The 22745-nt window shown below is 43.0% G+C and carries 15 protein-coding genes and 1 pseudogene; 14 read left to right on the forward strand and 2 right to left on the reverse strand.

Annotation, left to right across the window (positions count from 1 at the left end; all coding sequences use genetic code 11):
- A pseudogene (locus MED222_RS22645) lies at positions 1-366 on the reverse strand (ABC transporter ATP-binding protein); the annotation flags it as partial.
- 89 nt (positions 367-455) lie between these two features.
- Here MED222_RS22645 and MED222_RS12995 point away from each other — a divergent pair.
- The 14 genes from MED222_RS12995 (at position 456) to rmf (ending at position 22001) form a co-directional block, all read left to right on the forward strand.
- On the forward strand, positions 456-947 hold the full coding sequence (locus MED222_RS12995; protein WP_009846653.1) for a GAF domain-containing protein: 492 nt from the start codon (positions 456-458) through the stop codon (positions 945-947).
- 97 nt (positions 948-1044) lie between these two features.
- On the forward strand, positions 1045-1668 hold the full coding sequence (gene proQ, locus MED222_RS12990; protein ID WP_009846654.1) for an RNA chaperone ProQ: 624 nt from the start codon (positions 1045-1047) through the stop codon (positions 1666-1668).
- A 17-nt stretch (positions 1669-1685) separates the two neighbouring features.
- Complete coding sequence (gene prc / locus MED222_RS12985) at positions 1686-3680, forward strand: carboxy terminal-processing peptidase (RefSeq protein ID WP_009846655.1); 1995 nt, start codon at positions 1686-1688, stop codon at positions 3678-3680.
- Positions 3681-3955: 275 nt separating this feature from the next.
- Positions 3956-4639 carry a hypothetical protein gene (locus MED222_RS12980; protein ID WP_009846656.1) on the forward strand — a complete coding sequence of 228 codons (684 nt, stop codon included), beginning with the start codon at positions 3956-3958 and terminating at the stop codon, positions 4637-4639.
- 218 nt (positions 4640-4857) lie between these two features.
- Entirely contained in the window at positions 4858-7464 is a 2607-nt protein-coding gene (pepN, locus tag MED222_RS12975) for an aminopeptidase N (protein WP_009846657.1), read from the forward strand.
- Positions 7465-7679: 215 nt separating this feature from the next.
- Positions 7680-7898, forward strand: coding sequence for a DUF2835 domain-containing protein (locus MED222_RS21890; protein WP_004733645.1), 219 nt, complete (start codon positions 7680-7682; stop codon positions 7896-7898).
- Positions 7899-8126: 228 nt separating this feature from the next.
- Entirely contained in the window at positions 8127-12968 is a 4842-nt protein-coding gene (locus MED222_RS12970; RefSeq protein ID WP_009846659.1) for an NAD-glutamate dehydrogenase, read from the forward strand.
- 345 nt (positions 12969-13313) lie between these two features.
- Positions 13314-14324 carry a quinone-dependent dihydroorotate dehydrogenase gene (gene pyrD, locus MED222_RS12965; protein ID WP_009846660.1) on the forward strand — a complete coding sequence of 337 codons (1011 nt, stop codon included), beginning with the start codon at positions 13314-13316 and terminating at the stop codon, positions 14322-14324.
- A 257-nt stretch (positions 14325-14581) separates the two neighbouring features.
- Positions 14582-15136: a cell division protein ZapC gene (locus tag MED222_RS12960; protein WP_017099303.1), complete on the forward strand. Its 555-nt coding sequence runs from the start codon at positions 14582-14584 to the stop codon at positions 15134-15136.
- Between the two features lie 509 nt (positions 15137-15645).
- Positions 15646-17766, forward strand: coding sequence for a bifunctional 23S rRNA (guanine(2069)-N(7))-methyltransferase RlmK/23S rRNA (guanine(2445)-N(2))-methyltransferase RlmL (gene rlmKL, locus MED222_RS12955; protein ID WP_009846662.1), 2121 nt, complete (start codon positions 15646-15648; stop codon positions 17764-17766).
- A gap of 25 nt (positions 17767-17791) precedes the next feature.
- Positions 17792-18052, forward strand: a complete 261-nt coding sequence (locus MED222_RS12950) for a glutaredoxin family protein (RefSeq protein ID WP_012603885.1) — start codon at positions 17792-17794, stop codon at positions 18050-18052.
- Complete coding sequence (locus tag MED222_RS12945; protein ID WP_009846664.1) at positions 18030-19946, forward strand: ABC transporter ATP-binding protein; 1917 nt, start codon at positions 18030-18032, stop codon at positions 19944-19946. The genes MED222_RS12950 and MED222_RS12945 overlap by 23 nt, the downstream gene beginning before the upstream one ends.
- A gap of 9 nt (positions 19947-19955) precedes the next feature.
- Entirely contained in the window at positions 19956-21665 is a 1710-nt protein-coding gene (locus MED222_RS12940) for a DUF3466 family protein (RefSeq protein ID WP_009846665.1), read from the forward strand.
- A gap of 162 nt (positions 21666-21827) precedes the next feature.
- On the forward strand, positions 21828-22001 hold the full coding sequence (rmf, locus tag MED222_RS12935; protein ID WP_009846667.1) for a ribosome modulation factor: 174 nt from the start codon (positions 21828-21830) through the stop codon (positions 21999-22001).
- Positions 22002-22319: 318 nt separating this feature from the next.
- Here the strand turns inward: rmf and fabA are convergent.
- Positions 22320-22745, reverse strand: a 426-nt coding sequence (gene fabA, locus MED222_RS12930; protein WP_009846668.1) for a bifunctional 3-hydroxydecanoyl-ACP dehydratase/trans-2-decenoyl-ACP isomerase, incomplete at its 5' end; no start/stop codon positions are given.

The following is a 22745-nucleotide window of genomic DNA, read 5'->3' on the forward strand; positions in this document are numbered from 1 at the left end:
CTTATCTATCATCTTACTGCGCATTTGATAGGTAATTGTTTTTGAGACAAGCGTGAATTGACGCCCTTGTAGAATGTTCAACGCTTGGCTAACAGTACGCATGATTATGACTAACAGCAAAGTCAGTGCAATATAGCCAGTTGGTGTCTGCAACGATGTTGGAAGTAGATGGTTCATCATCTCTAAGCCAGAAGCCGGCTTATCAAGTAATACTTCATCAACCATTAATGGCATGAGCAACGGGATAGGGACACTAATGAGAGTTGCAAGTATGGCAATAATGTTAGCAAACAGTAATTTGGACTTGTGTTTTTTTACTTGAGTTATTAACCAAGAACGGCTAATAGTGTCTTCTGAATTGGTCATTGTAATGAGAATAAGTCCTATTTAGTTTGATGGCCGCATTTTACTGCGTTCTCTTGATAATGGAAGTCTCAATTTAATTGGAAGTTAATATGAAAATAGAACATTACCAACGCTTAACCAAACAAGCCGTTGCATTAATTGAATCAGAACCCGATCTAACTGCTAATCTAGCTAATATCAGCTCATTATTATTCATGGAGTTGGATGAATTAAATTGGGCAGGCTTCTATTTAATGAAGCAGGACCAATCTAAGGAAAAAGACGAACTTGTGCTTGGCCCATTCCAAGGTCAACCAGCTTGTGTTCGAATTCCGGTAGGGCGTGGTGTGTGTGGAACTGCGGTCGCGACGAATACAGTTCAGCGCATTCATGATGTTCATGAATTCGAAGGACACATCGCTTGTGACGCTGCAAGTAACTCAGAAATCGTTATACCATTTTCGATTGACGGGAAAATTGCGGGCGTTCTTGATATCGATAGCCCAAATGTTGGCCGTTTTTCTCAAATTGACGAGGACGGATTAACATTTTTCATGGCAGAAGTGGAAAAGCTGCTTAATTCGCACGCGAACAAGGCATAAATTATTCTCTTACTGTGGTTTTTCCCAAGCATCTCTCTATAATACGTAAAAATATTTTCTTAATGCTCGCGGAAAACCGCAAAAACCAGGAACCCACATGGAAAACACTGAAAAGTTAAAAAACAGCAAAGAAGTTATCGCATATGTTGCTGAATGTTTCCCTAAATGCTTTACTCTAGAAGGTGAAGCGAAACCACTTAAAATTGGTATTTTTCAAGATCTTGCTGAACGTCTAAATGAAGACGAAAAAGTAAGTAAGACTCAGCTTCGTGCAGCGTTAAGACAGTACACATCATCATGGCGTTACCTGCACGGCGTAAAAGCTGGCGCAGAACGTGTTGACCTAGACGGCAACGTATGTGGCACACTAGAAGAAGAGCACGTTGAGCACGCTAAAGCGACACTTGCAGAAAGCAAAGCGAAAGTTCAGGCTCGTCGTAAAGAACAAGCACAGAAAGCTCGTGACGAAGGCAAAGCGAAAGCTAAAGCGAAGAAAGCTCAACAGCCTCGTCGTCAAGCGCCTAAAGCACCGAAAGTAGAAAAGCCTGTAGAAACACGCGCTTTGAACGCCGATGAATTTATCACTGGTAAAGAAGTAAATGTGAACATGGGTACAGGAAACATGGCTGCGACCATTGTTGAAATCAATAAGGAAGATGTGCGTGTTCAGTTAGCAAACGGCCTACAAATGGTTGTTAAAGCGGAGCACTTGCGCGCTTAAAGGAGATACTCCTACGCATGAAATGCCGTTCAAAATTGACACTGATTGCTGCTGGCTTTTTGCTAGCAGCTTCAGCTCAGGCTCTTGAAGCCAAATTAAATCAGGACGATTTACCTCTACTCGCTCCTGAGGTTCAACACGAAACTGCTAGTAAACGTGTTACTTCTCGATTTACTCGTTCCCACTATAAACACTTCAATCTCAACGATGATTTCTCCCAAGCTATCTTTAATCGTTATTTAGAGATGTTGGATTATAACCGTAATATCTTCACTCAAGCTGATATTGACTCTTTCGCTACTTCATCTAAACAAATTGATGATCAACTGAAAGCCGGTAATAACCAAATTGCATTCGATGTTTATAATTTGTCCATGCAGAAGCGTTTTGAACGTTTCCAATATGCGCTGTCTTTACTAGATACTGAGATTAAGTTTGATACTGATGAAAGTATTGAGCTCAATCGTAGCGAAGCGGAATGGCCAAAAGATATCGCTGAAGTGAATGAGCTTTGGAGGAAGCGTGTTAAATACGACGCGTTGAATCTAAAACTTACAGGTAAAGAGTGGCCAGAGATTCAAGAAGTTTTGGAAAAGCGTTACAACAATGCGATGAAGCGTATTACGCAATCGCACAACGAAGATGCTTTCCAGATCTACATGAACGCATTCGCGCGAGAAGTTGACCCTCATACCAGTTACCTTTCTCCAAGAAATGCAGAGCAATTCCAGTCTGAGATGAATCTATCTTTAGAAGGCATTGGTGCTGTACTTCAAATGACAGACGACTACACCGTTATCCGATCTCTCGTTGCTGGTGGCCCTGCGTCAAACAGCAAACAATTGAGTGATGGTGACCGTATTGTTGGTGTTGGTCAAGATGGCGAAGATATTGTTGATGTTATCGGCTGGCGTTTAGACGATGTAGTGCAATTAATTAAAGGACCGAAAGGGACTAAAGTTAAGCTACAGATCTTGCCTGATGGTAAAGATGCAAAAAGTCACGTTGTCACAATTGTACGCGATAAGATTCGCTTAGAAGACCGCGCTGTTAAATCAGAAGTTATCGAGAAAGATGGCAAGAAGATTGGCGTACTAGAAGTACCAAGCTTCTATGTTGGCCTTTCTAAAGATACTGATAAACTGATCACCGAACTTAAAGAGCAAGGTGTCGAAGGTATCATTGTTGATCTGCGAAACAACGGTGGTGGTGCACTAACGGAAGCAACCGAACTCTCTGGTTTGTTTATCAAAGAGGGGCCCGTTGTTCAAGTTCGTGATAGCTACGGTCGTGTAAAAGTGAACAGTGATACTGATGGCGAAATTAGTTACCAAGGTCCATTAACGGTATTGGTGAATCGCTACAGTGCTTCAGCATCTGAAATCTTTGCAGCAGCGATGCAAGATTATGGTCGTGCAATCATCCTTGGTGAAAACTCTTTCGGTAAAGGAACGGTGCAACAACACCGCTCTTTGAATCATATTTATGATTTATTCGATAAAGAGTTAGGCTACGTTCAATACACCATCCAGAAATTCTACCGAATCAATGGCGGAAGTACGCAAAACAAAGGTGTAGTGCCTGATATTGCTTACCCAACGGCAATTGATCCAGCAGATACTGGTGAAAGTGTTGAAGATAATGCTCTGCCTTGGGATAGCATAGATAAAGCTAACTATTCAGTGTTACAGCGTAACGATGAGCAAGTTGCTGCTTTAACCGCTCAACACCAAGCTCGTATTGCGACAGACATGGAGTTTGGCTTTATCGCGCAAGATATTGAAAAATATAAGGCTGATAAAGATGATAACGACCTTTCTTTGAACGAAAAAGTACGTCAACAAGAGAGTGATGATGGGGATGTGCTTCGTCTAGAGCGTATCAATCAACGTCAAAAAGCCGCTAAGTTAGAGGCATTTAAAACGTTGGATGATATCCCTAAAGACTACGAAGCCCCGGATGCTTATCTTGATGAATCTGTTGCTATCATGCTGGATATGATCAAGAAATAGAGCAAATACCTGTTAAAAGGTGATTGTTTAAAGATGCACAATTTAAAAAGCGAGCCTAGGCTCGCTTTTTTTGTGTCTATGATTTGACAGGAATACCTGATTGTAACCGTTGAGACTGTCGCAAAGAACACTCAATGTTCAGGGTTATTTAGCTCTGTTTTGTGTCGAATAATGACATTTAAGTTACTTTGCACTTAAAATTTAGTGACTTGGATCAAATTTTTTCGCTTTCTATTCATTACGTGCCTAAGCTTAAAGAAAACGAGGGGGCGCGTATGAAATGGATTCTACTATTTTTATCTTGTTTAAGTTTTGTTGCTTTTGGGAGTGAGGTCGCTTCAAGCGATCAGCAATCAAAAAGTGACAGCAATCTATCTCATTTTGACCTTCCTTTACTGCTTGGTGATTGGTATTTGATGAACCCAGATCCTGAACAAGGTACTGAAAATTTTAGAGCGATAAAGCTAACCCTTGATTCAAATTATTCATTCTCCATTGATATTCAAAAGAAAGACTACAGTGTCGACCATTGGGAAGGCTTGTATAATGCCAATGAAGATACCATTATTTTGGGTTTAAACACCTCTGAACCTCAAGTTTACGCCTATAGCAGTAACCATAATATGTTGAACCTCAACGGTGTCATGTTTACCAAAGCCTTACCGAATGCACTGGCAGGTATTTGGTCGAGTGCTGAGCTTTCAGGTAGCGACCTGCGCGCGAGTAACATTCAAAAAATGGATTTAGTGCTTCAACCTGACTTTGTATTTATGTTCAGAGTGTCCGATGAAGTGGGGAGTGAGGTTGTTCGTCGTGGGGTGTATTACACAGAAGGCGATCAATTGGTGCTTCTGTATGAAAATGGCGAGCACGGCACTCGTTACACATTAAACAGCGACGTCTTGACGCTTCAAGGTGAAGAAGGCGACATGTTTGCAGTACTCAATCGTATTCGATAATGACGGGTTGGATGCGCAAAGTCAGGTTTGTTGATAATATGGCTCACAGTTCATTTATTAGCCGTTCCTTTCTTATTTGGTTGATAAAATAGCAAAACATGGAGGCGTTTTACTACAATGCCTCCTTTTTTCAATATTCCCCTTGTGTTCTTGGCCCTCAACCTTTAGATATATACAGTTAAAATACAATTACGTATAACGATCAAAAGGAACCCGTCATGGCACATACACCTCAAGCCAAGTATCGTAAAGATTATCAATCACCATCTCACACTATTTCTCAAATCGATCTTACTTTCGATTTGTACGATTCAGCGTCCATCATTACGGCGGTGTCTAGTGTTAAGCAAGAGAAAGATAGTTCGACCTTAGTACTTGATGGTGAAGGTTTGACGTTGGTTTCTGTTTTAGTTGAGGGTCAAGAGTGGACGCAATTCGAGCAATCTGAAACTCAACTGACACTGAGCGGACTACCGAAAGATTTCACACTCACGATCGTGACGGAAGTAAATCCTGAAGGGAATAGTGCACTTGAAGGTTTGTATAAGTCGGGTGGCGCATTCTGTACTCAGTGTGAAGCTGAAGGTTTCCGTCGTATTACTTACTACATGGACCGCCCTGATGTATTGGCAAAATTCACTACAACGGTAATCGCAGACAAAGCAGAAAATCCATTCTTACTTAGTAATGGTAACCGTATAGATGAAGGTGATGCTGAAAATGGTCGTCACTGGGTTAAGTGGCAAGACCCACATCCAAAACCTGCTTACTTGTTTGCTCTTGTTGCCGGTGACTTTGATGTACTTCGTGACGCTTACACCACACAATCAGGCCGCAAAGTTGACCTAGAAATCTTTGTCGACAAAGGCAATCTAGACCGCGCAAACCACGCGATGGTTTCTTTGATTAACTCAATGAAGTGGGACGAAGAGCGTTTCAATCTTGAGTATGACTTAGACATCTACATGATCGTAGCTGTTGATTTCTTCAACATGGGAGCGATGGAAAACAAAGGTCTGAACGTATTTAACTCTAAGTTTGTTTTAGCGAACGACCAAACAGCAACCGACACCGACTACCTAGGCATCGAAGCGGTAATCGGTCATGAATATTTCCATAACTGGACCGGTAACCGAGTGACATGTCGCGATTGGTTCCAACTAAGCTTGAAAGAAGGCTTAACCGTATTCCGTGACCAAGAGTTCTCATCTGATCTTGGTTCTCGCGCAGTAAACCGAATCAACAATGTTCGTATTATTCGCGGGCCACAATTCGCTGAAGATGCAAGTCCAATGTCTCACCCAATTCGCCCTGAAAAAGTGATAGAAATGAACAACTTCTACACATTGACGGTATACGAAAAGGGCAGTGAAGTGATCCGAATGATCCACACATTGTTGGGTGAGGAAGGTTTCCAAAAAGGCATGAAGCTTTACTTTGAACGTCACGATGGTACCGCTGCAACTTGCGAAGATTTCGTTGCTGCAATGGAAGATGCGTCGGGCGTTGACCTGTCTCAGTTCCGTTTATGGTACAGCCAGTCTGGTACGCCGACGCTGTCTGTTGAAAGTCACTACGACGCAGAAAAGAAAGAGTACACGTTAACAACTCGCCAAGTAACGGCTCCAACTCATGAGCAAACGGATAAGCAAGCTCTGCATATTCCTCTAGACATCGAGCTATACACTGCGTCGGGTGAAGTGATTGGGTTACAATGTAACGGTCAGCCAGTTCACAATGTATTAGATGTGAAAGAAGCGGAACAAACGTTTGTGTTTGAAAACGTTTCAGAGCAACCGATTCCATCGCTACTTCGTGAATTCTCTGCGCCAGTGAAATTGGAATACGATTACTCAGATGAAGAGCTGATCTTCCTGATGGTGAATGCTCGCAATGAGTTCTCTCGTTGGGATGCGGGTCAAATGCTGCTAGCGAAATACATCCGTAGCAACGTAGATAACGTTCAACAAGGTCAAAAGTTTGAACTTTCTGCTTCTGTTGTTGATGCATTCCGCGGGGTACTGCTTAGTGATTCACTAGAACCTGCGTTTATTGCAGAAATGCTTTCTCTTCCAAGTCATAACGAAGTGTCGGGTTGGTATGAGCGCGTTGATATTGATGCGGTCGCATCTGTTCTTAACTCAATGAAAGTAACACTAGCTGCAGAACTTGAAGACGAGTTAGCGGCGGTTTATCACAGCCATGCACTAACAGAATACACGATCGATCACGATTCGATTGGTAAGCGTACTCTACGTAAAATTTGCCTAAGTTACTTAGCGCATACTGAAAAGGGTAATGATTTGGTTGTTGCTATGTACCAACAAGCAAACAACATGACAGATACAATGGCAGCGATGGGCGCGGCGAACAGTGCGCAACTACCATGTCGTGAAACCTTGATGGCGGATTACAGCGACAAGTGGAAACATGATGGTCTTGTCATGGATAAGTGGTTTGCATTGCAAGGTTCAAACCCAAGCTCTAATGCACTTGAAGTGATTAAAGCGTCGATGTCGCACCAAGCGTTCAGCTTGAAGAACCCGAACCGTACTCGTAACTTGGTTGGTTCGTTCTTAAACATGAACCCGGTTCAATTCCACGCCAAGTCAGGACAAGGTTACGCGTTTGCTGGCGAGATCCTACGTGAACTGAACAGCAGCAACCCGCAAGTGGCTTCACGTTTGATTGACCCGCTACTTAAGTTCCGTAAGTACGATGATGAACGCCAAGCTCTAATCAAAAAAGAACTTGAGACGCTGAAGAACATGGACAACCTTGCAAAAGACTTATTCGAGAAAGTGGCAAAAGCACTAGAGGCTTAAATCAGCCGCTTATTCAGGTAACTGTTTGATCATAAGCGGTTTGCTAATAAACAGTTTACTAGTAACGAAAAGTCATCAGTGGTAGAGAATATCTGCCACTGATTTTTTTGTTTCTGGTTTATCGAATTTTCGATAAGCTAGAGCAGTTTCAAGTTCACTTTCAGACATCGTTAAGTGCCAAAAATACCGGCACTGTATATTTATACAGGTATCGTATGAATCGCTATATTTTCCAACTTAACATCTCATATCAGCAGTTTTTGGCTAGCTACTCGGGTGCCGCAAGTAAAGTTCAAGTGATAACAACAACAGGGTTACGCTTACAGCTACCTGCAACTCGCTTCAGACCATTTCTTACACAAATAGGGGTTAGAGGACAGTTTAGGTTAACAACTGACCAAAAAAATAAGTTTATTAAGTTGGAAGCTCTGTAAAGCTTGGCGTGCCTAGTGAGTTAAAGGGAATCTTAATCACATAATCAAACATTTCACCTCTTACCACCTCTAAAACAATTAACTATTTATCAATAATGCTTTTACAATAAATGAATGCATTACCTTTGCTTGACTCGTTAGTAGAACTGGCCTTGAAGGCTTGATTCAAACGCTAGCTTAAGTAAGCCCCCTAATAATAAAATAAAATTCTAATTGTGGAGTGTGACTATGACCGCACGTGAAACTGTGGTTCCAGTTTTACTTGAAAAAGTTTACAAACTGATTCAAGACAAACTTGACCTTGCTCATCGACCTCTCGTAACTCAACTTGCTCAACACCTGTTTAGTAACGTTTCTCACGACGATCTAACTCAGAGAAACGAATCCGATTTATACGGTGCTGTAGTTAGCTTATGGCATCACATCAATGAAAAGAAAGCTGACCAAATCTCTGTTCGTGTTTTTAACCCGACAGTAAGTCGTCAAGGTTGGCAATCTACTCACACTATCGTAGAGATAGTCGTACCAGATAGCCCATTCCTTGTAGACTCTGTAAAAATGGCGCTGACTCGCCTAGACCTTTCTTCTCACCTTATGCTTCACAATCCAACACAAATCTCTCGCTCTGATAAGGGCAGTGTTGTCGGCGTGAGCAATAACGAAGGTGCATTCCAATCGCTTTTCCATATCGAAGTAGACCGTCTTAGCAGCAAAGCTGAAATGACAGCGCTCAAAACGGAACTACTGGATATCTTTACCGATACTGGTTTAGTCGTGAATGATTGGCTGAAGATGGTTGAAAAACTTGAGGAAGTAACGAATCAAGTTGAAAAGCAAAAAGAAAGTATTCCTGTAGACGGCCAACGTTTTGATGAGACGTTGGCGTTTCTTCGTTGGTTAGGCGAGCACAACTTTACGTTTATGGGCTACAAGGAATATGACCTTGTTTCTGTAAATGGCGACACAGAACTACAACCGACCAAGGAGCAAGGCCTTGGTTTGTTTGCGAATTCAGATCGTGTGCGTAACGTTAAGCTGTCTGAGTTTTCGGATTCGGCACGTCTTGAAGCCAAAAAGCCTTATGTACTTATCGTAACCAAGGGCAACACGGCTTCACGCATTCACCGCCCAGCTTACAATGATTACATTGGTATTAAGAAGTTCGATAAGAACGGTAAGGTCATTGGTGAACACCGCTTTACTGGTCTTTACACCTCTGCCGTTTATAACCAAACCGTTGAAACGATTCCTCTTGTTCGCGAGAAAGTAGAGCGTATCTTAGACGCGAGTGGTTACCGTGAAGGTTCATACTCTTATAAAGCTCTGCACAACATTCTAGAAAACTACCCGCGAGATGAACTGCTTCAAGCTCGTGAAGAAGAATTGCTAGAAGTCGGTACTGGCGTAGTTCAAATGCAAGATCGCGATCTTCTGCGTTTGTTTGTTCGCAAAGACCCGTTTGGCCGTTTCTTTAGCTGCATGGTTTACGTTACTAAAGATCGTTACAACACCGAACTTCGTCGTCAAACCCAACGCATCTTGAAGCAGTATTTCGGTTGCGAAGAAGAGGTCGAATTCACGACATACTTCTCTGAAAGCCCACTGGCAAGAACGCACTATATTGTTCGTGTTGATAACAACAACATGGATGTGGACGTGAAAACAATTGAGCAAAATTTAATGGAAGTATCGTCTACGTGGGATGACCGCCTGTCTGAATCAATCGTTGCTAACTTCGGTGAGAGCAAAGGTCTTCCGTTATCGAAAGAGTACATGCGTGCATTCCCACGTTCGTACAAAGAAGACATGATGCCTGGTTCTGCTGTTGCAGATATCGAGCGTCTAGAAGCACTAAGTGAAGACAACAAACTGGGTATGCTTTTCTACCGTCCTCAAGAAGAAGCAGCAGACTCTAAAGCTGTTCGTTTGAAGCTGTTCTACCACAGTGATGAGCCGATTCACCTGTCTGATGTTATGCCAATGCTTGAAAACTTTGGCCTGCGCGTTATTGGTGAATCACCTTATGAAGTACGCAAGACCAATGGGGTGACTTATTGGATCCTTGATTTCTCGATGCTGCATAAGAGTGACAAGACGATTGATCTTCGTGAAGCGCGCGATCTATTCCAACAAGCCTTTGCTGCGATTTGGGAAGGTGAATTAGACAGCGATGGTTTTAACCGCTTGGTATTGGGTGCTGCTCTTTCTGGCCGTGAAATCTCAATCTTACGTGCGTATGCGCGTTACATGCGCCAAGTGGGTTTCCCATTCAGCCAACAATACATTGAAGACACATTGTCTCATTACCCAGATCTAGCGAAAGGGTTAGTGAGCTTATTCGGCAAGCGTTTTGATCCTAAATTAAAGGGCAGCGCGAAAGGCCAACAAGATCTTATTAAGAAGATCACTGAACAGTTGGATCATGTAGAAAGCTTGGATGATGATCGTATCATTCGTCGTTACATGGAAATGATCACAGCAACGCTTCGTACTAACTACTACCAGTTAGACGACAATAAACAGTCTAAACCTTGGTTGGCTCTGAAAATGAGACCAAGCGAGATCCCAGATATCCCAGCGCCGGTTCCTGCGTTTGAGATCTTCGTTTACGCACCAGACATTGAAGGTGTGCATCTACGTGGCGGTAAAGTCGCTCGTGGTGGTTTACGTTGGTCAGACCGTCAAGAGGATTTCCGTACTGAGATTCTAGGCCTAGTTAAAGCACAGCAAGTTAAGAACACAGTAATTGTACCGGTTGGTGCAAAAGGTGGTTTCGTTTGTAAGCGTCAGCATACTATGTCTGGCCGAGACGAGATCTTTGCTGAAGGTCAACGTTGTTACAAGCGCTTCATCCGTGCACTACTAGACGTATCAGACAACATCATTGAAGGTGAGGTTATTCCACCTAAGAGTGTTGTTCGTCACGATGAAGATGACCCGTATTTGGTTGTTGCCGCCGATAAAGGTACCGCAACGTTCTCAGATCTAGCAAACTCAGTATCTGCTGAATACAATTTCTGGTTAGGCGATGCATTTGCCTCTGGTGGCTCTAACGGTTATGACCATAAAGCCATGGGTATCACTGCGAAAGGTGGCTGGGAATCTGTTAAACGTCACTTCCGTGAAATGGGCATCAACTGTCAAACAACGGACTTCACCGCTATCGGTGTAGGTGATATGGCGGGCGATGTGTTTGGTAACGGCATGCTGTTGTCTAAGCATATTCGTATGCAAGCTGCGTTTAACCACATGCATATTTTCATCGACCCGAATCCAGAATCAGCATCAAGCTGGGTAGAGCGTGAGCGCTTGTTTAATCTTCCTCGCTCAAGCTGGGAAGATTACAACAAAGACCTGATTTCTCAAGGTGGTGGCATCTTCTCTCGTCGAGCGAAGTCTATCTCTCTGACGCCTGAAATTCAGAAAATGCTGGGTACTAAGAAAGCATCAATGGCACCGAATGACTTGATCAAAGCGATCTTGTCTATGCAGGTTGATCTTCTTTGGAATGGCGGTATCGGTACTTATGTTAAGTCTTCAAACGAGACTCATACAGATGTTGGTGATCGTGCAAATGACGTGCTTCGTATCGATGGCCGTGACCTAAAAGCTAAGGTTGTTGGTGAAGGCGGTAACTTGGGTATGACTCAACTGGGTCGTATCGAATACGCGCTAACGGGTGGCCGCGTTAATACTGACTTCGTTGATAACGTTGGTGGTGTTGACTGTTCGGATAATGAAGTAAACATTAAGATCTTCTTGAATGGTTTGGTGTCTAATGGTGATCTAACCGTTAAGCAACGTAACCAAGTACTTGAATCGATGGAAGATGAAGTGGGCGAAATCGTACTAGACGACGCATATTGCCAAGCTGAGTCTATTTCGGTTACGGAGCATCAAGGTGTTGGCTTAGTAAAAGAGCAAATCCGCTTTATTCATACAATGGAAAAAGCAGGGTACTTGGATCGTGGTTTGGAATACATTCCAGATGACGAAACACTGCTTGAGCGTGAAAAGCAGGGCCAAGGCCTAACAAGACCTGAGCTTTCTGTACTTGTCGCTTACGGTAAAATGGTGCTTAAAGAAGATCTTGTTAGTGATGATATCGCTAATGACGAATTCCATGCTCAACAGCTTATGCAATACTTCCCAACAGCGTTACGTCGTAACTACTCTCAGCACATGGATAATCATCCACTACGTTCTGAAATCATTGCGACGGCACTGGCTAACCAAATGGTTAACGAGATGGGTTGTAACTTCGTTACTCGTCTGCAAGAAGAGACGGGCGCAAATATTGTTGATATTGCCAATGCTTACGCGGCAACACGTGAAATCTATGGTCTTGGCAAAGTTCTGAAGAGCATCCGTGAACTGGACAATGTTTCAAGTTCTGAAGCTCAATATGAATTGATCTACCATGTTCGTCGTACACTTCGTCGTTTGGCTCGTTGGTTGCTAAGAAACCGTACCGGAAAACAGTCAGTGAAAGCATTGATTGAACTTTACCAAGGCGATGTTCTTACTATCACAGAGAAACTGGATGAAAACCTAGTGGCTTCTGAAGTAGAAGAGCATAACGCAATGGCACAGTTATGGATTGACCAAGGCGTAACCCCTGAGTTGGCTAATTCAGTTGCGCGTTTGTCTAGCTTGTACTCGGCACTGGATATATCCACAGTGGCTCGTGAGACGGGTAAAACAGTACAACAAGCGTCGAAGCTTTACTTCAACCTTGGCGACCGTTTGTCTCTGCACTGGTTCTTGAAGCAAATCAATGGTCAAGCTGTAGATAACAACTGGCAAGCGCTGGCACGTGCAGCATTCAGAGAAGATCTGGATTGGCAGCAACGTCAGCTAACTGGCCAAGTGCTTAACTGCGGTTGTGCTTCAGACATCGATGTGATTAAAGCGCTTGATGATTGGATGGAAAGTAACTCTGTTTCTCTACATCGTTGGGAAAGTATCCTCAATGAATTCAAAGTAGGTTCGGTTCATGAGTTTGCCAAGTTCTCAGTAGCACTTCGTGAATTGATGTTATTGAATCTAAACTGCATGTCGACAGATTAGTGATTAGATAAAACGAAAGACATAAGGGCAGGCCATAAGGTCTGCCTTTTTCGTTTCTATAAAGTGGCATCAATAGGTCTAACGATTTTTGACGGACCCACTTCTTTTGACGGACCCACTTCGTGGACACCTTGTTTGTTGTTAAAAGAGTGGGTGCTGTAATATGGTAGAGACTAGAAATGAGTAAACTGACTGCAGAAACGATAACGTTTGCTTAATAAAGAACCTCATTCGCTAACAAACTCGATTATCTTACCCTTACAGACAGTAATAGATTGAATAGTTGGGTAAATAAGTAAATAATATCGCCCCGTTTACACGGGGCTTTTTTCTATCGGAGGCACAATGCTCTACCGTCTAGCCAGAACTGGCTTTTTCCAACTTGATGCCGAAAAGGCACATGATCTTGCAATTCAAAATTTCAAACGCTTCACAGGCACTCCTATTGATCTTTTGTATCGCCAACAATTACCTAATCGACCTGTAGAATGCATGGGTCTTACTTTTAAAAACCCAGTTGGCCTAGCGGCTGGCCTAGATAAAAACGGCGAATGTATTGATGCATTTGGCGCAATGGGTTTTGGTTTCGTTGAAGTAGGAACGGTAACTCCTCGTCCACAAGCCGGTAATGACAAACCACGTCTGTTCCGTCTTGTTGAAGCTGAAGGTATCATCAACCGCATGGGGTTCAATAACCTAGGCGTCGACAATCTTATTGAGAACGTTAAGAAGTCGAACTACGACGGCATCTTAGGTATCAACATCGGTAAGAACAAAGACACACCAATTGAAAAGGGCGCTGAAGATTACTTGATCTGTATGGAGAAGGTATATCAATACGCTGGTTACATTGCTGTGAACATCTCTTCACCAAATACTCCAGGACTTCGTTCTCTACAATACGGCGAAGCTCTAGACGATCTATTGTCTGAACTTAAAACGAAACAATCTGAACTAGAAGAGAAGCATGGTAAATATGTTCCTCTTGCTCTTAAGATTGCTCCGGATCTAAGTGATGACGAAATTAGCCAAATTTGTGAATCATTGATCAAAAATAAGATCGATGGTGTGATCGCAACAAACACAACATTGGATCGTTCAATCGTTGAAGGCATGAAACATTGCGATGAAGCGGGTGGCCTAAGTGGACGTCCGGTTCAATCTCGCAGTACTGAAGTGGTTCGTAAACTTCACGAAGAACTTGGTGACGCATTGCCGATCATTGGAGTAGGTGGCGTTGACTCTTACGTTGCTGCAAAAGAGAAAATGATGGCAGGCGCGAAGCTTGTACAAGTTTACTCTGGTTTCATCTACAAAGGCCCAGGTCTTGTAGGCGACATCGTTAAAAATTTATAGTCCCCGAAAACCAGATCTTTTATAAACCCAGAGCTTTTAGAAACAGAGTTATCAAAAAGATTTGGTTATTTTAGGAAAGCTATAATTTGGCATCGTCTTACTAAAAGAGACACTGTAACTCACTGAGTTGTAGACAGAAGCGATAAGAAAGAGGAATTCATTTCCTCTTTTTTTTTGCCTATTGCTCAGTAAAATTACTGTAATTGAAGGTAATTTTGCGTTTTACCTAATGGAATGGTTCAACAGTGTGAGACGAAATGATGCTTAAACCTAGCGATACATGGAGTTGGTATTACGATGAGCAGCAATGTTCATTAATGCTAAACCTCGGAGAGGATATGATTTTCAAAACGAATCTGGTCCGCAATAAGCTGGTGGACTGCGCGTTTAGAGATAATGAATTCACCGTTGATGACGCATCTTCATACCAAACCTTCAAAGAACAAATTTCTGGCTTAGAACTGTCTGAGCCTCGCCAAGCTGAACTCGCACTATATTGTGTGGCAGCAAAGCGCTTCCACAAGCCTGTACAGCCTAAAAGCTGGTTCTTCGATTCACAAGGCGCTGGCCACGAATCTCCTCAAGAAGGGGATATCGTACAAATGAATAACGAGCATAGCCTAGGTTACTTCATTGTATTAGAAGTGGGAGAGTGTGCGAGCCTATGTGCATTTGTCGACTTAGAAGAGTTTCTGCTCACACCTTCAAAAGGGTTAAGCTTTGGAGACTCGATTAAAGTGATGCACGATAGGATGGTAGACGCGAACTCTATTCTTCATTTTCACCATACACATATTGCAATGGTCGGTTAATTCCCCAGTTTAGTTCATCATTTCTAACACACATTGCAACGCATAAACCTATCAAACCTTCCTTAGAATCGGCTCAATAGCCGATTTTTTTGTGCCTAAAAAACCTCATCCAGATAAATACATCACCGCTTAACTATTTAATTAGTGACCTTGTGACTGTTTTTTCATCTTAATTTCTGCCTATTTTCATCGGCAGAAGTGTAAATTACCTCCCTTTATTCCCTGTTTTTGTGCTTTTGTAGCTAACTTTCAGCCTTAAATTGACTCTGGTATATACCAATTTTAAGGTGAATATAAATTCACACCGCCGCATTGGCCGATGTTTGGTCATAAATTGTGCTGATTTGATAAGTCTTATGTTCTAAGGGGATGTGGGTAAGCGATCGCTTCATGACTGTGTGTTTGCTAGCCAGTTAGTCGAAAGATTCAATGAAAAGACAAGTTTAGTGTGATGCTCTAATAACAAATTCAGGTATAATCGAGCTAATTTTTATCAATAAAAGAACACTATGAATCAATATCTAGCGGTTACCTCAAACGGCCTTGAGAATTTATTAGTTGAAGAACTAACCCAACTAGGGATTACAAATGCAAAACCTGTTCAAGCAGGTGTTAAATTCAAAGCGACCAATGAGCAAATTTATCGTTGTTGTTTATGGAGTCGTTTGGCTTCTAGATTTGTACGTGTCCTTTCTGAATTCAGTTGTATGGACGACATGGATTTGTACCTATCAACCACCGCGGTTAACTGGGTAAATCAATTCCATAGCTCTAAGCGTTTTGTTGTTGACTTTAACGGTACAAACAACGAAATCCGTAATAGCCAATACGGTGCGATGAAAGTAAAAGATGCCGTTGTTGATAGCTTTGAGAAAAAGTCTTTGCCTCGTCCGTCTATCAGCAAAGAAAATCCAGATATTCGTATTCACGTTCGTCTACATCGTGATAAAGCGATTCTTGGTGTTGATATGGTAGGTAGCGGTCTTCACCAACGTGGTTATCGTCCAGAATCAGGCCGCGCACCATTGCGTGAAACCCTTGCTGCAGCGATTCTTCTTCGTAGTGGCTGGGACGCAACTAAGCCTTTCCTAGACCCAATGTGTGGTTCAGGTACGTTAGTGATTGAAGCGGCAATGATGGCTGCGAACATGGCTCCAGGTGTTAAGCGCCAGAAGTGGTGTTTTGAATCACTAGAAGATTTTGAACCAGAACTGTGGGCTGAAGTGAAAGCTGAAGCGAACGTTCAAGGTCGTCGTGGCGTTAAGAAAGTAGAGTGTAAGTTCTATGGCTACGACAATGACGAGCGCATGATCAAAACAGCGCGTGACAATGCTCGTCGTGCTGGTGTTGAAGAGCTGATTGAATTCGAAGTAGGCGATGCTGCAAAGCTTAAGCGTCCTACAGAGTTTACTGATGGTGTGATTGTTTCAAACCCACCTTATGGTGAGCGTCTTGGCACAGAGCCGGGTTTGATTGCACTTTACACGGCATTCGGTGCACAACTTAAAGCGGAATTTGGCGGTTGTAACGCGTCTATCTTCTCTAGTTCTGACGAACTGCTTAGCTGCTTACGTATGCGTGCAGACAAACAGTTCAAATTGAACAATGGTGCGTTACCGTGTCACCAAAAGAACTACTCAATTTCGGACCGTCCGATGTCAGAGCGTCCAACGGGTGAACAAGAGCAACTTATTGCTCCAGACTTCGCAAACCGTCTTAAAAAGAACATCGGTAAAATTGGCAAGTGGGCTAAGAAAGAGCAATTAGATTGTTACCGTATCTACGATGCGGACTTACCAGAATACAATGTAGCGATTGATGTATACCCAGGTCACCTAGTGATTCAAGAATACGCAGCACCTAAAGATGTACCGGAAGAGAAAGCAAAACGTCGCTTAACCGATATCATCCGTGCTTCTATTCAAGTCACTGGCGTTGAAGCAAACAACGTGGTTCTTAAGGTTCGTCAGAAGCAGAAAGGCCGATCTCAATATCAAAAAATGGCTCAAGACTCCTCTAACCTAGAAGTGAACGAATACGGCGTTAAGCTGATTGTTAATCTTCATGACTACTTAGATACGGGCTTGTTCTTAGATCATAAGATCACTCGTCGTCGTATCGGCGAAATGGCTGCAGGTAAAGATTTCCTTAACTTATTTGCTTACACAGGCAGTGCATCTGTTCATGCTGCTGTGGGTGGCGCACGCTCTACAACAACCGTTGATATGTCTAATACCTACCTTGAGTGGGCAAAACAGAACATGGAGCTTAACGGCCGTGTTGGTCGTCAACATCAGTTTGTTCAAGCTGACTGCTTACAGTGGTTGGTTAAAGAGCAGGGTTCTTACGACCTGATCTTCATTGATCCCCCAACGTTCTCAAACTCTAAGCGTATGGATCAATCTTTTGATGTTCAGCGTGATCACATTCAATTGATGGAAAACCTTAAGCGTCTTCTTCGTGAAGAAGGCACAATTGTGTTCTCTAACAACAAGCGTCACTTCAAAATGGATGTAGAAGGCCTAGAAGAGTTAGGTCTCAAAGCTCAGAACATCTCAGCTAAAACGCTTCCATTGGACTTCTCTCGTAACAAGCACATTCATAACTGCTGGTTGATTACACATAAGTAATTAAGAGATTGTATAAGGATATAGCGTGCTGACTCTCTACAGTACAGAAGGGTGCCATCTATGTGAGATGGCATTCAAACTCACGGAACAGTTAAACATTAGCCATCACGTCAACGTTGTCGACATTGCATTTGATGATGAGCTCTTTTCCCGTTACGGGGTCACTATTCCGGTGCTCAAATTTGAAAGCTCTGACTTTTCTCAAAGCTCAGAGCTTAACTGGCCATTTGGCTTGTTAGAACTTAATGATTGGTTAAAAAAGAATGGCATTACTTACAATTCATAACGGGCAATTAGCGTTTGGCGATCACCCGTTATTAGATCGTGCGGACTTTGCACTGCAAGAAAACGAACGTGTGTGTTTAGTAGGGCGCAATGGCGCGGGTAAGTCTACGTTGATGAAAATCCTGTCAGGGAACATCATCATGGACGACGGCAAGATGCAAATCACACAAGATGTGGTTGTGTCTCGCCTTGAGCAAGATCCACCGCGTAACGAAGAAGGCACCGTTTATGATTACGTTGCTGGTGGCCTAGCGGAAATCGGCGAACAGCTGAAGATCTATCATGATCTTTTGGATCTCATTGGTACTGATCCTAGCGAAAAGAACTTAAATCGTCTTACTCGTGTGCAAGAGCAGTTGGATCATGCCAACGCATGGCGCTTCGAAGATCGCGTAAGTAACGTAATGGCGGCGCTTAAACTCACTGCCGAAACAAAACTGACGGATTTGTCTGGTGGTTGGCAACGTAAAGCGGCGCTTGCTCGTGCGCTTGTATGTGACCCAGACGTGCTTCTACTCGACGAACCGACTAACCACCTAGATGTTGCGACAATCGAATGGTTAGAAGGCTTCCTGAAAGACTTCCGTGGTTCAATCATCTTTATCTCGCATGACCGTGCTTTCATCAAATCGATGGCAACCCGCATTGTTGACCTTGATCGCGGCAAGCTGAGCTCGTTCCCTGGCGATTACGAAAACTACTTGCTAGAGAAAGAAGAAGCGTTACGTGTCGAAGAGATGCAGAACGCTGAATTCGATAAAAAGCTTGCTCAAGAAGAAGTGTGGATTCGTCAGGGCATTAAAGCTCGTCGAACGCGTAACGAAGGCCGTGTACGTGCACTTAAGAAGTTGCGTGAAGAGCGCATCAATCGTCGTGAAGTGCAGGGTAAAGCGGTTATTCAGATCGATGATGGCCAACGTTCAGGCAAGATTGTATTCGAAGCAGAGAATCTTAACTTTGGCTTTGAAGGCAAAGAGATTGTTAAAGATTTCAGCTTCAACATTATGCGTGGTGATCGTATTGCTCTGATCGGCCCTAATGGCTGTGGTAAGAGTACCGTACTTAAACTGCTTCTTGATCAGCTGAAGCCTGATTCTGGCCGTCTGCATTGTGGTACTAAACTTGAAGTGGCTTACTTCGACCAATATCGCGAAATTCTAGACCCTGAGAAGTCAGTAATTGACAATCTGGCGGATGGTAAGCAAGAAGTGACAGTAGGCGGCCGTGAGCGCCATGCACTGAGCTACCTACAAGATTTCTTGTTCTCTCCTAAACGTGCTCGCACTCCTGTGAAGGCACTGTCTGGTGGTGAGAAAAACCGTCTGTTATTAGCTCGTATTTTCCTTAAGTCGAATAACTTATTGATTCTCGATGAGCCAACCAACGATCTAGATATCGAAACTTTGGAACTTTTAGAAGATTTGCTTGCCAACTATCAGGGTACGCTTCTTTTAGTGAGCCACGATCGACAGTTTGTTGATAACACGGTTATGACAAGTTGGATATTTGAAGGCAACGGCGTTGTTGAAGAATTTGTTGGTGGTTACCACGATGCTCAGCAACAAAGAAAGCAGGCTATAGAGTACCGACAGGTTGAAAAGCCATCAAAGCCAGAGAAAGTAGTTGAGGAAACTCCCAAAACTGCGCCAGTTAAGGCTAAAGCTAAGAAGTTATCGTATAAGCTACAACGAGAACTAGAAGCGCTACCTTTGCGTTTGGAAGAATTGGAAACTCAAATTGAAACTCTTCAGGAAGAAGTCAACGATCCTAGCTTCTTTTCAAAATCTGTAGAGCAGACACAACCAGTATTAGATAAGCTATCTGCAGCAGAGCAGGAGCTTGAAGTTGCTTTTGAGCGCTGGGAAGAGCTCGAGGCACTACAACAGGAAAGTTAAGAAGTAATCATGACTTGTAATAAATTTAAATTAACAACAGTTGCAGCCTTAGTTTTGGCTGCAACTAACGCGAATGCTGCACTGTACAAGGTAGTTGAAGTCGCGACTCCTAGCTCAATTGTCGGAGCTTCTGAAACGTTTGGTGTCGCGATTCAACCAGCTGCGGTTACCGGAACTGAAAGTTGTTTTACCAATGCTACTATCGGTGGTGTCGCATGTGATAGCTTTAAGCTAGCAGGTGAAACTCGTAATTCGCTTGAAGCCATTAGTTACCGTGAAGAAGTTCCTTTTGCTATGGATGCTGTCTTTCAATATTTACAAGAGTTCGATGACTTCAAAAACTATTGTAACCGTGAGCTAAGATATTCCACATGTGAAAGCTGGGCGAAAACTCGCTGGGAAGATACTTGGTTTAAGGAAAGAAACAACCTGAGTTATGTAAATGCAAAGGCATTTATAGAAGGCGGGGCAATACTCGATACTCGCAATACAGTGATCAACTCTCTAGATAAAGATGCCAACCCACTCGGTGTTAAGTCTGAGGGAACCATCCGAAACAATGCAATATTTACAACAACAGCCAAGCCTGCAGGATCTTCTGAGACTCGAGCATGGAAAGCCATCACAGCGAGTAATGGTACTGTTTACAATGTAGGTAGTGTTTCTACTAGTGAAACCATTACGGAGACGTCAACGCCGGATCCTGTATTTAGTTCAAAAGCTGCTATTTGGGATGGTACGAATACCAAGCAAATCGATTGGACTCGTGGTGGAACTGCTAGACAAGGCGATTACTATGCTCAAGGTAGCATGCGTTCAATTGCCGAATCGGATACTAAGTTTTATGGCGTAGGCTACAATACTGTTGATGGTAGTGGTGATCTGCAAGATATGAATGCATCTGTATTCATCAGTAAATCTCTGGACTTAGCTGACAGCGCGAATACTTGGACGACCAAATCAATTGAGGGGGCTAAGGTCAACTCTAACTCGTCTAATGATTACAAATACAGTAACTCTGTAGCGACCGATATCAACAAAAACTTGTTTGTTATTGGTAACTCTAAGCGTAATGGTCGAGTGCCTGAAAATGGTAGCGCAGGCAGCAAGATGTTTGTTGTTACTGATGCTTCAGTTGCGACTCCAACAGCGACATACCTAACGGGTGGTATCTTCTTTGCTGGTTCGAGTGGTGAAGCTAGAGCAGTTAACAACTTCAATGAAATTGTTGGTCAAGTTGACGCAGAAACAACGCGTGAAGTTGATGGAAGTGAGCGTAGACACCGCGGCTTTATTTATCCATATCAAGCAACGGGTACTGACCCATCAAGAATTGATCTGTTTCAGAACAAAGCTTGGTGGCTAGACGATCTAACTAATGATGGCAACGTTTCTGGAGAGAACAACAAGTTCCGAATCATTGATGCTTCAGGCATCAACGATGCGGGTGTTATCTCTGCGACGGCTATCAAATGTGTTGTTGGCGGCACACCTAAACCATACGATACAACGTCTCACAACTCATACTGTGGCGGTGCTGCGTCTAATGCGGTTGAAAAGGTTGTTGCGGTTAAATTGATTCCTATCGAAGGTAAAGGTAAGAGCGATATCCAAGCTCGTAGTACTGATACAGCAAAGGTCGATCGTAAAGGCGGTAGCTTAGGTTGGTTCGCTTTGACTGTACTCGGCTTATTAGGGTTCCGTAGAAAATTTAAATAATTTCATCTCTTGAGCCCGAGTTCACAATTCTGAATTCGGGCTTTTTTTTCGCCTTGAGAAAAGTGAAAAACTGGTCGATTCTTAAAGTTGGAGTCACAAAAACTCCGCAAAGTTGTAATCATTGTATGTTAGTAAATAGAACACCCGTATGAGGACTGCACTATGAAGAGACAAAAGCGTGATCGACTAGAACGAGCACAATCTCAAGGCTACAAAGCTGGTATAAACGGTAGGTCACAAGAAGCTTGCCCATATAGCCAAATGGATTCTCGGTCTTATTGGTTAGGTGGTTGGCGTGACGCCAAAGGTGATAAGCAATCAGGTCTCTATAAATAGATAGGGCGGAACATATTCAAAGATCAAGGCTCCATTGTTGTACAGCAGTGGAGCCTTGTTAGTTTCTGAGTGGGCACATAATTTAGATAAAATAAATGTAATGGCGTAGAGAGCTAGTGCTTAAGCTGATAGTGATAGTGATAGTGATAGTGGAATACATAGTTGCTGGTGGACTAATACAGTACAGTTTCGGGATAAGAAAGTTTGTTTAACCAGTACACTATAGTGCACTATAACTAAATTTATTGGAGTGAAAATAAAGCAGCCATTGGCTGCTTTATTAAAATCTAACTGCGTTATTCTAATTAAACAGTTGGATTAGAATGCTGACGTATCTTGGAAAAGGCCAACTTTCAAATCTTTAGCAACATAAATCTCTTTGCCATCAACAAGTACGCGACCATCTGCAAGGCCCATAACTAGGCGACGGTTAACAACACGCTTCATGTGGATTTCGTAAGTCACTTTTTTCGCAGTAGGTAGGATTTGACCAGTGAATTTCACTTCGCCTACACCTAAAGCACGGCCTTTACCTTTGCCGCCAACCCAACCAAGGTAGAAGCCAACAAGCTGCCACATTGCATCAAGCCCTAGACAACCAGGCATTACTGGGTCACCAGGGAAGTGACAGTCGAAGAACCATAGGTCAGGAGTAATATCCAGTTCAGCAAGAATCAAACCTTTACCGAAATCACCTTCAGTCTCAGACATTTTAGTGATGCGATCCATCATCAACATGTTCGG

This window comes from Vibrio sp. MED222 (assembly GCF_000153005.1).
GTDB classification, from domain to species: Bacteria; Pseudomonadota; Gammaproteobacteria; order Enterobacterales; family Vibrionaceae; genus Vibrio; species Vibrio tasmaniensis_A.

Bases quoted from the DNA above. Each gene is read 5' to 3' on its own strand.
- rmf (WP_009846667.1), top strand. From the start codon at position 21,828: ATGAAGAGACAAAAGCGTGATCGACTAGAACGAGCACAATCTCAAGGC.
- MED222_RS12940 (WP_009846665.1), top strand. From the start codon at position 19,956: ATGACTTGTAATAAATTTAAATTAACAACAGTTGCAGCCTTAGTTTTG.
- pyrD (WP_009846660.1), top strand. From the start codon at position 13,314: ATGCTCTACCGTCTAGCCAGAACTGGCTTTTTCCAACTTGATGCCGAA.
- MED222_RS12960 (WP_017099303.1), top strand. From the start codon at position 14,582: ATGATGCTTAAACCTAGCGATACATGGAGTTGGTATTACGATGAGCAG.
- pepN (WP_009846657.1), top strand. From the start codon at position 4,858: ATGGCACATACACCTCAAGCCAAGTATCGTAAAGATTATCAATCACCA.
- proQ (WP_009846654.1), top strand. From the start codon at position 1,045: ATGGAAAACACTGAAAAGTTAAAAAACAGCAAAGAAGTTATCGCATAT.
- MED222_RS12970 (WP_009846659.1), top strand. From the start codon at position 8,127: ATGACCGCACGTGAAACTGTGGTTCCAGTTTTACTTGAAAAAGTTTAC.
- MED222_RS21890 (WP_004733645.1), top strand. From the start codon at position 7,680: ATGAATCGCTATATTTTCCAACTTAACATCTCATATCAGCAGTTTTTG.
- rlmKL (WP_009846662.1), top strand. From the start codon at position 15,646: ATGAATCAATATCTAGCGGTTACCTCAAACGGCCTTGAGAATTTATTA.
- MED222_RS12945 (WP_009846664.1), top strand. From the start codon at position 18,030: ATGGCATTACTTACAATTCATAACGGGCAATTAGCGTTTGGCGATCAC.
- MED222_RS12980 (WP_009846656.1), top strand. From the start codon at position 3,956: ATGAAATGGATTCTACTATTTTTATCTTGTTTAAGTTTTGTTGCTTTT.
- prc (WP_009846655.1), top strand. From the start codon at position 1,686: ATGAAATGCCGTTCAAAATTGACACTGATTGCTGCTGGCTTTTTGCTA.
- MED222_RS12995 (WP_009846653.1), top strand. From the start codon at position 456: ATGAAAATAGAACATTACCAACGCTTAACCAAACAAGCCGTTGCATTA.